This is a genomic window from Pseudomonas sp. B19125 (assembly GCF_044218855.1).
Taxonomy (GTDB): Bacteria; Pseudomonadota; Gammaproteobacteria; order Pseudomonadales; family Pseudomonadaceae; genus Aquipseudomonas; species Aquipseudomonas edaphica.
This window is the reverse complement of record NZ_CP162589.1, coordinates 278,128-292,500: the sequence shown is the minus strand read 5'-3', so window position 1 is coordinate 292,500 and position 14,373 is coordinate 278,128. Positions and strand designations below refer to the sequence as shown.

Below are 14,373 nucleotides of genomic sequence, written 5' to 3'. Positions count from 1 at the left end.
CGGGGATAACAGGCTGATACCGCCCAAGAGTTCATATCGACGGCGGTGTTTGGCACCTCGATGTCGGCTCATCACATCCTGGGGCTGAAGCCGGTCCCAAGGGTATGGCTGTTCGCCATTTAAAGTGGTACGCGAGCTGGGTTTAGAACGTCGTGAGACAGTTCGGTCCCTATCTGCCGTGGACGTTTGAGATTTGAGAGGGGCTGCTCCTAGTACGAGAGGACCGGAGTGGACGAACCTCTGGTGTTCCGGTTGTCACGCCAGTGGCATTGCCGGGTAGCTATGTTCGGAATAGATAACCGCTGAAAGCATCTAAGCGGGAAACTAGCCTCAAGATGAGATCTCACTGGAACCTTGAGTTCCCTGAAGGGCCGTCGAAGACTACGACGTTGATAGGTTGGGTGTGTAAGCGCTGTGAGGCGTTGAGCTAACCAATACTAATTGCCCGTGAGGCTTGACCATATAACACCCAAGCAATTTGACTACTCGAAAGAGCATCAGATTGCGGTGTGTGAAGACGAGATGAACCGAAAGTTCGACGCTCACAAAACACCGAAAGCTGTCACATACCCAATTTGCTGAAGCGAAGCCATTTGGCTACGACTCAGTACCCGAATTTCTTGACGACCATAGAGCATTGGAACCACCTGATCCCATCCCGAACTCAGTAGTGAAACGATGCATCGCCGATGGTAGTGTGGGGTTTCCCCATGTGAGAGTAGGTCATCGTCAAGATTAAATTCCGAAACCCCTGATTGCTAACGCAATCAGGGGTTTTGTTTATGTAGAAGTCCATGAATTTCACCGGCACGTTGCAAGCGCAACGGGCTGGTACACAGAATTTCTTGACGACCATAGAGCATTGGAACCACCTGATCCCATCCCGAACTCAGCAGTGAAACGATGCATCGCCGATGGTAGTGTGGGGTTTCCCCATGTGAGAGTAGGTCATCGTCAAGATTAAATTCCAAAACCCCTGTCTGCTAACGCAGACAGGGGTTTTGTCGTTTAGGGGGGATGATAATGCCCCGGCTGCAGATCGCCCACATATACGTCTGGGCCGGACAAAGGCAACCTGACGACACCCACAAAAAAGCCGGCACCAGGAATCAGGCGCCGGCTTGTTAGAAGCTTTAACGGATCAGAACTGATAGCTGACCGTCGCACTGACATTACGCTCTTCACCCAGATAGCAAAAGTTCAGGCTGGCACAGGACGCCACATAACTCTCATTGGTCAGGTTGTTGGCATTGAGCCTTACATCCACACCCTTCAAGCCCACTTTGCCCAAGTCGTATCCTCCTGAAGCGTCAAACAACGTATGGTAGGAGGAGTCTGGTGAGTCGTTGAGAAAGCGCACAGTCATGATCAAGGTCCGTAGAGGCCGGTCAAGGCAGATAAAGAGGCTTACTGTCTAAGCCGGACTCACGGAAAAAAGCCGCCAACAAAAGCTGAAAAAGTCAGGCCTGGCGTTCCAGGCTCACCCACCAACGTGTGCGATAGCGCACTTGAACTGGCAGTGTTTGCGCAACGATCGCCAGCAACTTGTCGGTGTCGTCCAAGCGGAAAACCCCTGATAGCCGCAAGTCGCCGATATCCGCCGCACAGCCCAGGTAACCCTGACGGTAGCGCTCCACTTCCGACACCAAGTCAGCCAGGCGCATGTCTCGCGTCACAATCAGCCCATCGGCCGTCTGCGGTGAATGGATGGCCACATTGCCGCTGACCACGCCTTGCTGTCTTGGCGCACGGTAAAACGCCCATCGATGCCTTCGAGCAAGCCGTGGCGAGTGTGTACCAGCAAAGGTGCTGACGATAGCGAACCGCAGGTCACCTGGATTTCCCCGCGCACCAATGTGATCAGGCGCTGTTGCGGATTGAAGGTGAGGTACACCGTACTGTCGGAGTTGAGTTGCAGGCGTGTGCCGTCCGGTAATTGCACGCTGCGCCGCTCGCCGGTGGCGGTTGCGAAATCGGAGGTCCAGCGCTGCCAGCCGGTCATGCCCCGGCTTATCCACGCCGCGCACCCCACCAACACCACACTCGACAACACCTTCAGTGCCCGTCGTCGGCCCAAGCCTCCAGTGCCGCATGCGCCCCAGGAATCGCCGCCCTTGCCCAAGCGACTGCGCAGACAAGTGTTGAGCCAGTTGTGGTGGGTGCTGCAAAGCGTGTGTACAACCCTTTCGCGCGCAATGTAGTCAGTAGAGGGCACTCACACAGGCCTGGCCAAGTGTCACAAATGACAATTAGTCGCATTGTCGCGAGGGCAGAAAAAATTTGCAGCGCCGAACCCTGAGCGTCTACCGCTGGTCGGTTTCCTACTCAAAATCAGGATGCTTCTCACAAATCTCTAAGATTTCTCCTGAAGTGGCCGAAAGCCTGACGAGCCATGCGTGCACCGAAATAGAGCGGCCGAAGAGTCCGCCTATCCCGTTACATGGAATGTTCCACTCGGCACGCTCACCCCCCTTTGGCAAAAGAAGTCGATGAAATGAATCTCAAGTTCAGTCATAAAATTCTACTGGCCGCGTCAGGCGTCGTGGTTCTGGCCTTCGCGCTATTTACCCTCTACAACGATTACCTGCAGCGCAGCACCATCAAACAAAACCTTGAGTCGTCCATTCAACAATCGGGCGAACTCACGGCCAGCAGCGTGCAGAACTGGCTCAGTGGCCGCATCCTGGTCCTCGAAAGCCTGGCGCAAAACGTTGCTCACCAGGGCAGCGGTGCTGACCTGCCAGGGCTGGTCGACCAGCCCGCGCTCACCTCGAACTTCCAGTTCACCTATGTCGGCCAAACCAACGGCGTATTTACGCAGCGCCCTGACGCCAAGATGCCCGACGATTACGACCCTCGTCAGCGCCCTTGGTACAAGCAGGCGGTCGCGGCCGATAAAACCATGCTCACTCCGCCTTATATGGCGGCGGTTGGCGGGCAAATCGTGACCATCGCCCTGCCGGTCAAAAAGAACGGCGAGCTGCTCGGCGTAGTCGGCGGTGACCTGAGTCTGCAAACCCTGGTGAAGATCATCAATTCGGTGGACTTCGGGGGTATTGGCCATGCGTTCCTGGTCAGCGCCGATGGCCAGGTCATCGTCAGTCCTGACCAGGACCAGGTGATGAAGAACCTCAAGGACATCTACCCGGGCACCAGCCTGCGTATCGAGAAGGTCAGCCAGGACGTTGTGCTCAACGGCCAGGACCGTATTCTGTCATTTACCCCGATCAGCGGTTTGCCGGGCGCGGATTGGTACATCGGCCTGTCGATCGACAAAGACAAAGCCTACGCACCACTGAGTAAATTCCGTACATCGGCACTGATCGCCATGTTGATCGCCGTGGTGGCGATCGCCGTGCTGCTCAGCCTGCTGATTCAAGTGCTGTTGCGCCCGCTGACCACTATGGGCGTGGCCATGCAGGACATCGCCCAGGGCGAAGGCGATTTGACCCGCCGCCTGGACGTGACCAGCAAAGATGAGTTCGGCGAAGTGGGCAGTGCGTTCAACCAGTTCGTCGAGCGCATCCATGCCTCGATTTCCGAAGTGTCTTCGGCTACGCGTCAGGTGCACGACCTGTCGCAGCGCGTCATGGCGTCCTCCAACGCTTCGATCATCGGCTCGGACGAGCAAAGCGCGCGCACCAACAGCGTGGCAGCCGCCATCAACGAACTGGGCGCCGCCACCCAGGAAATCGCCCGCAACGCAGCCGATGCATCGCAACATGCCAGCGGTGCCAGCGAGCAAGCAGATGACGGGCGCAAGGTCGTGGAGCAAACCATCCTGGCCATGTCGGAACTGTCGCAAAAGATCAGCTTGTCCTGTACGCAGATCGAAACCCTCAACGCCAGCACCGATAACATTGGGCACATCCTGGATGTGATCAAAGGCATCTCCCAGCAAACCAACTTGCTGGCGCTCAACGCGGCGATCGAGGCTGCGCGTGCCGGTGAAGCCGGGCGCGGATTTGCCGTGGTTGCCGATGAAGTGCGCAACCTGGCGCACCGTACCCAGGAATCGGCCGAAGAGATCCACAAGATGATCACTTCGCTGCAAGTGGGCTCGCGTGAAGCCGTGACCACCATGAACGCCAGCCAGGTCTCCAGCGAAGAAAGCGTTGAAGTGGCCAACCAGGCGGGTGAGCGCCTGGTCAGCGTGACGCAGCGAATCGTCGAGATCGATGGCATGAACCAATCGGTTGCGGCGGCTACCGAAGAGCAGACCGCAGTGGTTGAAACCCTCAACGTTGATATCAACCAGATCAATCTGTTGAACCAGCAAGGTGTCGTCAACCTCAACGAAACGCTCAAGGACTGCGATGCGTTGTCGCAGCAGGCCAGTCGATTGAAGCAACTGGTCGACAGCTTCAAGATCTGACCCGGCTTGGCAGGAGCGAGGCCTCTCGCTCCTGCTGATCAGTCGAACATCCGGCGCACATTCTCCAAGGCGCTATCGGCAAAAGCCTGCGCAAACTGCTCGAACGCCGCCTGCGGTGTATCAACCGGTTCGCCAATCAGCGTCCAGGTCGCCCTGGCGTGTTTGGCGCCAAGTGCTTCCACACGCATGGCGGCCCATAGCCGCGCGACCCCCAAGGTGTTGTAGAGGGTGGTCCACGTCATGCACATCGCTTCGTCGTCACGGCTGTTGAGTTGCTCAACGACGCGATGCCCATCATGGAAAAATTTGGTGCGTAATGCGCCTACGCCGGTTCCCGTCATTTCGATGTGCGACAGGGCAGGAATGAAGGCATCAAAGCCTGCAAAATTTCCCACCACACTCCACAGGCCTGCGGCATCGCACGCGACGTCAACAGACGCTATCAGCGGCGCGCCATTCGGGTTACGGATCAATGTATCGGGTTGCAGCGGTTCCATAAGGAGTCCTGTCAAAGAAAGCCAATGGCCTTGAGGTGGTCGCAGCCTTTGCGCAACAGCGCAGGGTCCTTTCGCGGGTACTGTTCGCCCATCGCTGCCACACCCTGGCGTGCGTTGTCGTGACAAATCATCGAGACGTCACTGATATCTTCCGCGAGGTCATCCAGGTAAAAACCCAGTACGCCAAACAGCGCGTTATCAGGCCCCACCGTTGGCAGCATCTTTTGCCACTGCGCGACGCTCACCCGTTCGAAAAGATGGCCGGCCTGGCTGAACGCATCCAGGTAATGGTCCCAGCTCAAAGGCTGCGGGTTATGCAGGTTGAAGACGTTTCGCCGTGCCGCGAATTGACCGCAGTGAAACGCGACGAAACGTGCGAGAAAGTCCACCGGCATCAAGTCAAAATTCACTTCCAGGCTGGGCGCGAGGCCCAACTGCAGCGACCCCTTGAGCATCAGCATCAGGCGGTTGTTTTGCGGCTGGCAAACACCGTTGTGGCTGTTGAACGCAATATTCCCCGGTCGATGAATATTCACCCAGGCACCTTGTTCGACCGCACACCCCAGCAGCCGCTCGGCAACCCACTTGGAAAGGTTGTAGCCATTCTTGAGGTAGAGCGGCAACGTGGCCACGGCCGGTGCTTCGAGGATGTGACCCTGAGCGTCGATGCTGCTGCAGGCTGACAGCGTCGAGATGAAGTTGAAGACTTTCTTGCTGTGGGTTTCACACAGGCGCAGGCACTCAAGCACGGGTTCGACGTTATCCCGGGCAAGTGAGGCATAGTCCAGCACATGGTTGACCCTGGCTGCGTTGTGCACCAACACACCATGGTTTCGGGCGAGGTGGTCATAGACATCGCAGGCCAGGCCCAGACGAGGCTGGCTCATGTCAGCGGCATAAACCTGCACACGGCTCAGGTCCAGATGCTCCAGGTGGTACTCGCGCAGTGCCTGTGCAAACCGCGCTGGCGCCGAGTGTCCCGGGCGTTCACGCACCAGGCATGCCACCTCCCGTGCTCCACCCGCCAACAACGCTTCGACCAGATGCACACCCACGAAGCTGTTTGCACCCGTGACGATCACCTTGCGCGGATCCCCAGCGGACCGCTCTGGCAGGATTTCTACATTCAGCGCCTGGCATGCGTCCTTTTCCATCTGGCATGACGGTGTGTAAGACGGTGCGGCGTCTTCCATCAGCAAGGCAAGCGAACGAATCGTCGGTGCTTCAAAAAAACGGTTCAAAGAAAGGCTGCGGCCAAACTGTTCGCGCAATCGCAGCAGCAAGGTCGACAGCAAGATGGAATGGCCGCCCAGATTGAAAAAACTCTCATCAATACAAAGATCAACGCCAGGCACGCCCAACAACTCGCTCCACAGGGTCACCAGTTGCGTTTGCAGCGGCGTTTGCGCCGAGGCGCGGGCGGTGCGCGGCATCGCGTGCCCGAGCACCGTCAGCAACGCCTGGCGGTCAATTTTGCCATTGCCGGTGCAGGGCATGCCCGGCAGCTCTGTCCAGCGCTCGGGTTGCATGTAAGCCGGCAACCACTGCTCTGCATGCTGCTTCAGATCCGTCACCGTTGCGTCGGCCTCGGGCTGGGCGGCAAAAGCTAAAATCCGTCGGTCAAGGTCGATCACCACCGCCACTTGGCGAAATAGCCGACTGCTGCGCAGGCACTGTTCGATCTCCTGGGGTTCGACGCGAAAGCCCCGGATTTTCACCTGATCGTCCCGTCGTCCGCCCAGCTCTATACCGTCCGCCGTCCATTTGGCCCGGTCACCGCTGCGGTAGGCCCTCAGCGCTTGGCCGCCCGGCAACGTAAGCTCAACGAACGGGTTGCCCCCGGGCGGCGGCGTGGTCACATACCCCAGCCCTACGCCAGGGCCTGTGATGTAAAGGTCGCCCATGACCTGCTCATCCACCGGTTGCAGCGCGTCATCGAGGATCAGCACCTGGCTGTTGGCAATGGGGCGCCCCACGTTGCGATTGCTGTCACCGGGGCGCAACGTCCGGTGGCTGACCAGCACCGTGGTCTCGGTAGGGCCGTAGAGGTTGTGCAACTGGCACTGGCCCGCCAGCCGTTCGATCACATAGGGTTCGCAGGCATCGCCGCCGGTCACCAGATGGGTCAGGCCCAGGGGCTGATCCAACGGCAGGATGCTCAGTAGCGCCGGCGGCAAAAAACCATGGCTGATGCGCTGTTGGCGAATCAACTCGACCAGTTGCTGAGGGTCGCGCCGCTGCTCTTCGGTTGGGACGATCAACTCGGCACCGGCGATCAGGGCCGGGAAGATATCGATCAGTGATGAGTCGAAACTCAGTGGCGAAAACTGCAGGACACGGCTGTGTTCATCCAACGCCAGGCTGGCGCCGGTCCAGCTGGTGAAATGCGCAAGATTGCCCTGGCTCAGTAGTACGCCTTTGGGCTGGCCGGTGGTGCCCGAGGTGAACAGCACCATGCACGGAGCGTCGATGTCGGGGCGGCGTTGTATCAATGGCTGCGTGATGTCGGCGTGGTTGGAGTCAATATTGCCGACACTCAGTGTCGTGAACTGCTCGCGCAAAGGGTGTCGGCCGTCATCCAGCAATACCTTGGCGCCGCTGTGTTCCAGCATGGCCTGCTGGCGTTGCGGCGGATGATCCGGAGCCAGTGGCAGATACACCGCGCCGCAACCGAGTACTGCGAGAATACTGGCATACAACTCGACGGACTTTTCCAGGCACACGCCAACCACCGGCGTCTCAACGCCTTCCAGTAGAGGGTGCAGGCGTTGCTGGATCGACAAGGCGCGAAGCTGCAATTGGCGGTAGGTCAACACGCTACCCGCGATGTTCAGCGCCGGGCGCTCGGCGAAGGCGTGCAGACCGGCCTGCAATCGCTCGATCATCGGCACCTGGGCAGCCAGCAACAAGGCTGGCTGGTCGGTGCGATTGAACCGGTGCATAAACGCAAGGGCATCCAGTCCGTGCAAGCTTTGTTCAGGCCAGAGGTTAATGGTGCTGCTGGCGGCAAAAAAGCCCGCGTCCCTCGAGAAGCCGCTGACCAGCGAGGTGGCCCACTCCACGAGTGAGCTTGTCGCCTGCCGGCGCAATCGCTGGCCGTTGCCGCTGGGCTCCTCGGCAACGTTATGTACCGCCAGCACGCGTTGGTCACGGTCATAGCAGCGTAACTGCAGTGAGGGCAGGCCGCCTTCGTACACCGGGCCGATACCCAACCGCAGGCTTAACCATCGGGTTGCGGCACAGTATGCGAGCGGCGCTTGAGTGCCGTCCTCGATAAACAGGTCGAAGGCTTGTGTCACGCTGGCGTGTCCGTATTCTTCGAGCACTTGCTTCAGCGCAATCAGGGCGTGGCTGGTGCCGGCCCATCCGATACTCAGACGTCGCATGTCTGCCTCCCCGACTCGGGCAGGTAGTCGCTCAACGCGCGGGCGACGCTTGGTGTGTGCAGCACGCCGCTGTTATGCAGGAACCCCATGATATTGCCGAGCAGCGGGTGCTGGCGGGTGATGGGAAAGTGCAGGGCCGTGACTTCGTCGCGTAGTGCCTGGCGGATGTCGGTGCCTACGTCCAGGTGCTCGACAAGCTGAAGGTCGAAGCCTTTGTGCAGCGTGTTGGTCAGGTAGTGGGTCAAGAAGGTCGGCAGGACTGCGGCGATGCTGTCGCGGTCTGCCGGGCTAGCCGCCTGCCAGTAGAGACGCACCAGCTGCGTCCAGAACTGGGCGTGACGCCCCTCGTCAAACAAGTGGTCGGCCATCAAGCCGCGAATCGAAGGTTTGACGCTATCGTCCTTGGCAAACGCCGCTACATCGTGGGTGACGGTGTTCTCGGCGATGGCCACGCCAATCAACGCTACAGCGTCGTGCAGGTGTTGCGGGGCAAGCGCCTGGGCGGCCGGCAAGGCCCGGCTCAGTTCGATTTGCGTGGGCAGCTCGAGCGGTTGTATGCCGGTCAGTTCAATGGTCTGTTGCAGGAAGTCCAACGCGACCAGCGCGTGGTAATCCTCATCGACCACGACCGTCATCGCATCAATGCGACAGGCAAGGGGGAAGGGCAGTGCGAAGCGATTCTTGGCAATGCTGCGGGCGGTCTTGTCGACGATCTCGGTTTCGAAGATCACCACGTCATTAATGAATTTGTAGAAACTTTGCGTCAACACGAAGTCGCGCCACTGCGGGCAATGCTCGACAAAAGTTGCGTTTAGCACCAAGGGTTGGCGGCAGAGCGGAAAGATCAAGCGATCGTCGTTTTCCAGCAGGCGCCGGGGGCGCGTGCGGATGGTGGCGCGACGTTCCCAATCTTCGGCAAACGAGCGGTAGTCTGCGGAGTTCATGGTCGCACCTCGTGTAGGGAGGCATGTACGTCGTCCCAGAAACCGAGGCGGTTTTCTATGGCGCTGATGGCGGTTTCATCCGCTTCGCGTTGGCGCTTGGGGTCGGCACCGATCAAGCGCTGGAGTAACTGCTCTGCACCTGGGCCATGATCCTCGGTGTCCAGTTCGATGTGACGGCTGAGGTAGTGACAGAACAACGGTGCCTGACGCGCCATGAAGGCGTCGCCCTGCAGAATACGTTCGAACATCGATGGGATGACGCTCTCGCGGCCGTGCAGGAACGTCGCTGCCACACAGTGTGCGGGCGCGTTCAGCGCGATCTGCAAGGTGCTGCTGACGAAGCGCGTTACGCCAGGGCGTACATTGACCCTTTGCATCGCAGCATCTGCCTGGACGCCTTGGCGCTGCAGTTCAATGAAGCGTTGGATGGCTGAGGTATCTGCGCCGGTCTCGGTCATCGCCTCCAGATATAGCTCGAAGTGGCTGCAGTGGCCACGCGTTGGATGTTCGTCTGACTCTTCGCCAAGCACTATTTCATTGATCAGGCGTGCGCTCTGCGGGTCAACGGGTGGCAGCCACGGCAATTGCATGCATGTCAGATCCTGCTGCAGGCGTTTAGCCAAGCTCATGAAGTCCCAAACAGCAAATACATGCTGCTCCATAAAAATTTGTAACTTGTTAAGTGAAGTTATTTCTGCAAATAACGGATGGCTGCATAGCTGTAGTTTTTTTTGTTCAAGCAAATGTTGATGCATGGTTGACGCCTATAAGTTGTTGCGACTGCTCTGGAAACAGTAATGGGGTTTTGTAATGAAAAGCGGATGGCCTGCGTTTAGGCAAGCCACGCGTACAGCGCTAACCTGACATAGGTTGGCACTGCCGAATGAAGTGTTCTTTTATGGGTGAAAGATAATAATCCGATTAAACGTTTGGATAAACTGATGAAAGTATTAAATGTTTTTGCGGGAAGCAACTAGTCGTGATCAAGTAGTGTGCAAGTGTGTGAGAAGTTTCTTTAACAAGCGTGGGCTTATTTGAATGTTAATCTCAGCGTGGCGCATAAACATGGGGCGCTTCCTGAGAGGATAGATACCCCATAGCGTTAACGTGGCAAGAAAGGGCGGTGTAGACCCTTACTGTGAAGTTTTTTTTGCGGTGCCCTCAAGGCTATCGAGGTAGGTATTGATCACTTCCATGCCGCGCATCAGGTGATTGCGTAGCGTCAGGATGCTTTCGTCGACTTTCTTGTGCACCACCAGGTTCAGCAATTCACGGTGATCTTCCTGGGATGTCTCGCCCAGGCCCATCGCTTCGAGGTTGAAGCGCAGAAAGCGTTCCTCCTCATTCAAGCCGTGCGCAACCAGATTGAGCAACCGCTGGTTGGGCGCCTTGCCATACAACGCCATGTGGAACAGACGATTGAGCCGGCCAATCTCGGCATAGTCACGCTCTTGTTCCAACGCATTGATGCAGGCTTCAGCCTCGGCAATGTCTGCGTCGGTGAGCAACGGAATTGACAGGCGCAGCGCTTCGGATTCCAGCAACATGCGCAGGGCATAGGTCTCGGCCGAATTGTCTTGGATCAACGGCGCAACCACAGCACCTTTGTGGGTTACCACATGGAGCAAGGACTGGGCTTCCAGCTGGCGCAAGGCTTCGCGCACGGGCATGCGGCTGACGCCGAACAGGCTGGCCAATTCTTGCTGGCGCATCGCGGTACCACAGGGCAACCTGCCGTCGAGAATGGCATTGCGCAACGTTTCTTCAATAACGGCGCGTGCAAGATGGGCGGGAATAGGCCCGCTGATTTTGATGCTGCTTAATGGGTTCGGCTTCTGCGTCACGGTTACGCTATCCTCCCTTCTTGAATGGAGTGTGTCTAATTGGATCCAAAGCACACTAGAGATGGGTCGCGCGCTTGTCAAACAGCCAAAGTTTCAGTTTGTAAGGGCTTACAGGCGGAACTTTGTGAGTCCCACAAACGGTGTTTATAAACTCGAACCCCTCATGAATGATTGCACTGTGCCATTGTTTTTTGTTGATCGAAGCTTCACCATCCCTGAAATTCCGTCTCCCTTCACGGACTGAACGCCTTGGCGGTAAGTTTTATTCCCTCTCGAATAGTCGGCTGGCTACTTTCAGCGACTTTGCTCGCTGGCCTGATGCCCGGCGGGCTGCATGCCGATTGGGATTTCTCGCAGATCAGCCGCAAAGCCACGGCTCTGTACGGGCCGCTCGGCGAGGGCCAACAGCGCATCGACGCCTGGCAGCGCCTGTTGGCGACTGAAAAGAAGGTCGATGAACAGGAGCAGCTCAAGGTCGTCAACCTGTTCTTCAACAAGCAAATGAGCTACGTAGAAGACATCGACCTCTGGCACGTGGTCGACTATTGGGAAACCCCCATCGAAGCGCTGTGGAAGGGTGCAGGAGATTGCGAGGACTACGCAATCGCCAAGTATTTCAGCCTGCGCCACCTGGGCGTCTCCAGCGACAAATTGCGCATTACTTACGTTAAGGCTTTGCGTCAGAATCGCGCGCACATGGTGCTGACGTATTACCCGACGCCCGATGCCATCCCGCTGGTGCTCGACAGCCTGATGGATGAGATCCTGCCGGCCACCCGCCGTACCGACCTGGTGCCGGTGTACTCATTCAACGCCGAGGGCTTGTACCTGCCCGGCGCCAAGGGCAACAAGAAAGTCGGTGATACCAAACGCTTGTCGCGTTGGCAGGATGTGTTGAAAAAAATGCGTGCGGAAGGCTTCCCGGCCGAGCCTGCCAACTAGGAGTAACTGATCGGATGTCACTGTTCAAACAACTATTGATCGCAATCTGTCTGTTCCTGGTGGTCGCCTTCAGCGGCAGCTTCATGGTCAGCCTGGAAAGCTCGCGCACCCAATACGTCAACCAATTGCGCTCCCATGCACAGGACGCGGCTACTGCGCTGGCATTGTCGCTGACGCCCAATATCGACGACCCGGCGATGGTGGAGTTGCTGGTCAGCTCGATTTTCGACAGTGGCTATTACGCCAGCATCCGCGTGGTGGATTTAGCCACCGACAAAACCATCGTCGAACGCAGCGGCATCCCGGACAACAACGGCGTGCCCAACTGGTTCGTCAAGCTGATCGGCCTTGAACCGGCCGGCGGCGATGCACTGGTCAACCGCGGCTGGGAGCAGGCGGCGCGCGTGGAGGTGGTCAGCCACCCGATGTTCGCCCTGGCCAAGCTCTGGCAAAGCGCCCTGGGCAGCCTGGGCTGGTTGCTGCTGTGCGGCGCGGTGAGTGCGGTGCTCGGTGCATTGCTGCTTCGTCGGCAGTTGAAGCCGCTGGACTACATGGTCAAACAGTCCCACGCCATCGCCCGCCGTGAGTTTCTCAGCCTGCCGGATCTGCCCCGCACGCCGGAACTGCGGCGCGTAGTGCAGGCCATGAACCAGATGGTCGAGAAACTCAAGGCGCTGTTCCAGGAGCAGGCCGAGCGCAGTGAAAAATTGCGCATTGAATCCTATCAAGACAACCTGACCGGCCTCGCCAACCGGCGTTATTTCGAGATGCAGCTCAACGCCCGCGTCAGTAACCCGGAAGACACCAATTCCGGTTACTTGCTGCTGCTACGAGTCAAGGACCTGGCCGGCCTTAACCAACGCCTGGGTGGCCAGCGCACCGACCAGTTGCTGCAAGCGGTTGGCGAACAATTGTTGCGCCAGTGTGAGCCTTACCCGGAAACCCACAATCTCGTCACCCGTATTCGTGGTGGTGAGTTCGCGGTGCTGGCGCCCGGGCTGGTGCGTGAAGAAGCGCTGCAATTGGCACAAAACCTTGAAAGCACCCTGCTCAGCCTGCAGGCCACCAGTGCCAGTGACGTCACGCCGGTGGCCTACATTGGCCTTGCGCCATTCAACCACGGTGATTCGCCCCAGGCATTGCTGACCCTGGCTGACCAGGCTTTGGCCCAGGCCGAAGGGCAGGGCGACAGCAGTTGGGTGTGCCTGGACCACAGCGCCGCCGCCAGTGTCGGTGACGATCACCATGCCTGGCACACGCTGTTGGACCAGGCCCTTACCCACCAGCGTTTTGAGCTGTACTTCCAGCCGGTTGTCGCCAGCCAGGACCCGCAATTGGTGCTGCACTACAAAGTGCTGTCGCGTTTGCAGGATGACGACGGCCACACCATCCCGGCCGGGCGTTTCCTGCCGTGGCTTGAGCGTTTCGGCTGGACTGCACGCCTGGACCGACTGATGCTCGAACACGTGCTCAAGCAGATGTCCAGCCATACGCACAGCCTGGCGCTGAACCTCTCGGCGGCCACCTTGCAGGACGCCCAGGCGTTGAACCGGATTGTCGAGTTGCTGCGCCAGCACAGCAACCTCGGCCCGCGCTTGACCCTGGAGATCGGCGAAGAACAATTACCCGAGCAGGCTCTGCTGGAGCAGTTGACCCAGCGCCTGCGCGAGTTGGGCTTCTCCCTCAGTCTGCAGCGTTTTGGTGGGCGCTTCAGCATGATCGGCAACCTGGCACGCCTGGGCCTGGCGTACCTGAAGATCGACGGCAGCTACATCCGCGCCATCGACCAGGAAAGCGACAAACGCCTGTTTATCGAAGCGATCCAGCGCGCGGCCCACAGCATCGACTTGCCGTTGATTGCCGAGCGCGTGGAGACCGAAGGTGAATTGAAGGTGATTCGCGAGATGGGGATTTTCGGTGTGCAGGGGCAGTTGATTGGTGAGCCTGCTCCCTGGAAGTGATGCAAATCCAATGTGTGTGCGGGCTTGTGTGGGAGCAGGCAAGCCAGCTCCCACATTTCGATCCGGTTCGACTTTAAGAAATCAGATCAACCCAGTCTCTTCATCATTGATCAGATGGCTCAACCCACCCAGCGCTTCCCGTGCATGGTTACGGTCCATCAGCTTGGCCTGGGCCGCCGGGGGCAGGTCGGTGACGCTGATCACGCCCTTGCGGGTCAGTACCTGAATCAAGTCGTCCAGTACCCGGATCATCTCCATGTCACTTTGTTTGAGCTGGGCCAGGCTGGTTTCCACCACTTCGTTGGCGTACCAGGCCTGGATCTCATGGTGATCGGCCGGCAGGGTTTCGGTCGAATCGGCAAAGGCGGCGGCCTCCACGCGACTCAGCACTCCCTGTGCATCACGTTGCACGTAAAACATAAGA

At 58.3% G+C, this 14,373-nt stretch carries 9 protein-coding genes, 3 rRNA genes and 2 pseudogenes (1 of these 14 only partly in view); 6 read left to right on the top strand and 8 right to left on the bottom strand.

Annotated features, from left to right (window positions below; all coding sequences use genetic code 11):
• The 3 genes from AB4P96_RS01210 to rrf (AB4P96_RS01200) all read left to right on the top strand — a co-directional run.
• A 23S ribosomal RNA gene (locus tag AB4P96_RS01210) occupies nucleotides 1-462 on the top strand (it extends 2,430 nt beyond the left edge of the window).
• Nucleotides 463-619: 157 nt separating this feature from the next.
• A 5S ribosomal RNA gene (rrf, locus tag AB4P96_RS01205) occupies nucleotides 620-735 on the top strand.
• A 109-nt stretch (nucleotides 736-844) separates the two neighbouring features.
• Nucleotides 845-960 (top strand): 5S ribosomal RNA (gene rrf, locus AB4P96_RS01200).
• A 181-nt stretch (nucleotides 961-1,141) separates the two neighbouring features.
• Here rrf (AB4P96_RS01200) and AB4P96_RS01195 read toward each other — a convergent pair.
• Nucleotides 1,142-1,324 (bottom strand): annotated as a pseudogene (locus tag AB4P96_RS01195) (hypothetical protein); the annotation flags it as partial.
• Between the two features lie 136 nt (nucleotides 1,325-1,460).
• Nucleotides 1,461-2,077, bottom strand: a pseudogene (locus AB4P96_RS01190) (FecR family protein); the annotation flags it as partial.
• A 417-nt stretch (nucleotides 2,078-2,494) separates the two neighbouring features.
• Between AB4P96_RS01190 and AB4P96_RS01185 the strand changes: the two are divergent.
• Nucleotides 2,495-4,375, top strand: coding sequence for a methyl-accepting chemotaxis protein (locus tag AB4P96_RS01185; protein ID WP_017134438.1), 1,881 nt, complete (start codon nucleotides 2,495-2,497; stop codon nucleotides 4,373-4,375).
• 38 nt (nucleotides 4,376-4,413) lie between these two features.
• Here the strand turns inward: AB4P96_RS01185 and AB4P96_RS01180 are convergent, their stop codons facing one another.
• The 5 genes from AB4P96_RS01180 to AB4P96_RS01160 all read right to left on the bottom strand — a co-directional run bounded on the left by AB4P96_RS01180 (nucleotide 4,414) and on the right by AB4P96_RS01160 (nucleotide 11,046).
• The gene (locus tag AB4P96_RS01180) at nucleotides 4,414-4,872 is read right to left on the bottom strand and encodes an SRPBCC family protein (protein ID WP_395600440.1); all 459 of its coding nucleotides are present in this window, start codon (nucleotides 4,870-4,872) and stop codon (nucleotides 4,414-4,416) included.
• A gap of 11 nt (nucleotides 4,873-4,883) precedes the next feature.
• Nucleotides 4,884-8,258 carry an amino acid adenylation domain-containing protein gene (locus AB4P96_RS01175; RefSeq protein ID WP_395600439.1) on the bottom strand — a complete coding sequence of 1,125 codons (3,375 nt, stop codon included), beginning with the start codon at nucleotides 8,256-8,258 and terminating at the stop codon, nucleotides 4,884-4,886.
• The gene (locus tag AB4P96_RS01170; protein WP_177034685.1) at nucleotides 8,246-9,202 is read right to left on the bottom strand and encodes a diiron oxygenase; all 957 of its coding nucleotides are present in this window, start codon (nucleotides 9,200-9,202) and stop codon (nucleotides 8,246-8,248) included. The genes AB4P96_RS01175 and AB4P96_RS01170 overlap by 13 nt, the downstream gene beginning before the upstream one ends.
• Nucleotides 9,199-9,957, bottom strand: a complete 759-nt coding sequence (locus AB4P96_RS01165) for a DUF3050 domain-containing protein (RefSeq protein ID WP_017134434.1) — start codon at nucleotides 9,955-9,957, stop codon at nucleotides 9,199-9,201. The genes AB4P96_RS01170 and AB4P96_RS01165 overlap by 4 nt, the downstream gene beginning before the upstream one ends.
• A 378-nt stretch (nucleotides 9,958-10,335) precedes the next feature.
• On the bottom strand, nucleotides 10,336-11,046 hold the full coding sequence (locus tag AB4P96_RS01160; RefSeq protein ID WP_017134433.1) for a GntR family transcriptional regulator: 711 nt from the start codon (nucleotides 11,044-11,046) through the stop codon (nucleotides 10,336-10,338).
• Between the two features lie 318 nt (nucleotides 11,047-11,364).
• Here AB4P96_RS01160 and lapG point away from each other — a divergent pair, with 318 nt between their 5' ends.
• Both lapG and lapD read left to right on the top strand, forming a co-directional pair.
• Entirely contained in the window at nucleotides 11,365-11,988 is a 624-nt protein-coding gene (gene lapG, locus AB4P96_RS01155) for a cysteine protease LapG (RefSeq protein WP_370589355.1), read from the top strand.
• A 14-nt stretch (nucleotides 11,989-12,002) separates the two neighbouring features.
• Entirely contained in the window at nucleotides 12,003-13,949 is a 1,947-nt protein-coding gene (gene lapD / locus AB4P96_RS01150; protein ID WP_395600438.1) for a cyclic di-GMP receptor LapD, read from the top strand.
• A gap of 81 nt (nucleotides 13,950-14,030) precedes the next feature.
• Here the strand turns inward: lapD and AB4P96_RS01145 are convergent, their stop codons facing one another.
• Complete coding sequence (locus AB4P96_RS01145) at nucleotides 14,031-14,369, bottom strand: hypothetical protein (RefSeq protein WP_017134430.1); 339 nt, start codon at nucleotides 14,367-14,369, stop codon at nucleotides 14,031-14,033.
• Between the last annotated feature and the right edge of the window lie 4 nt (nucleotides 14,370-14,373).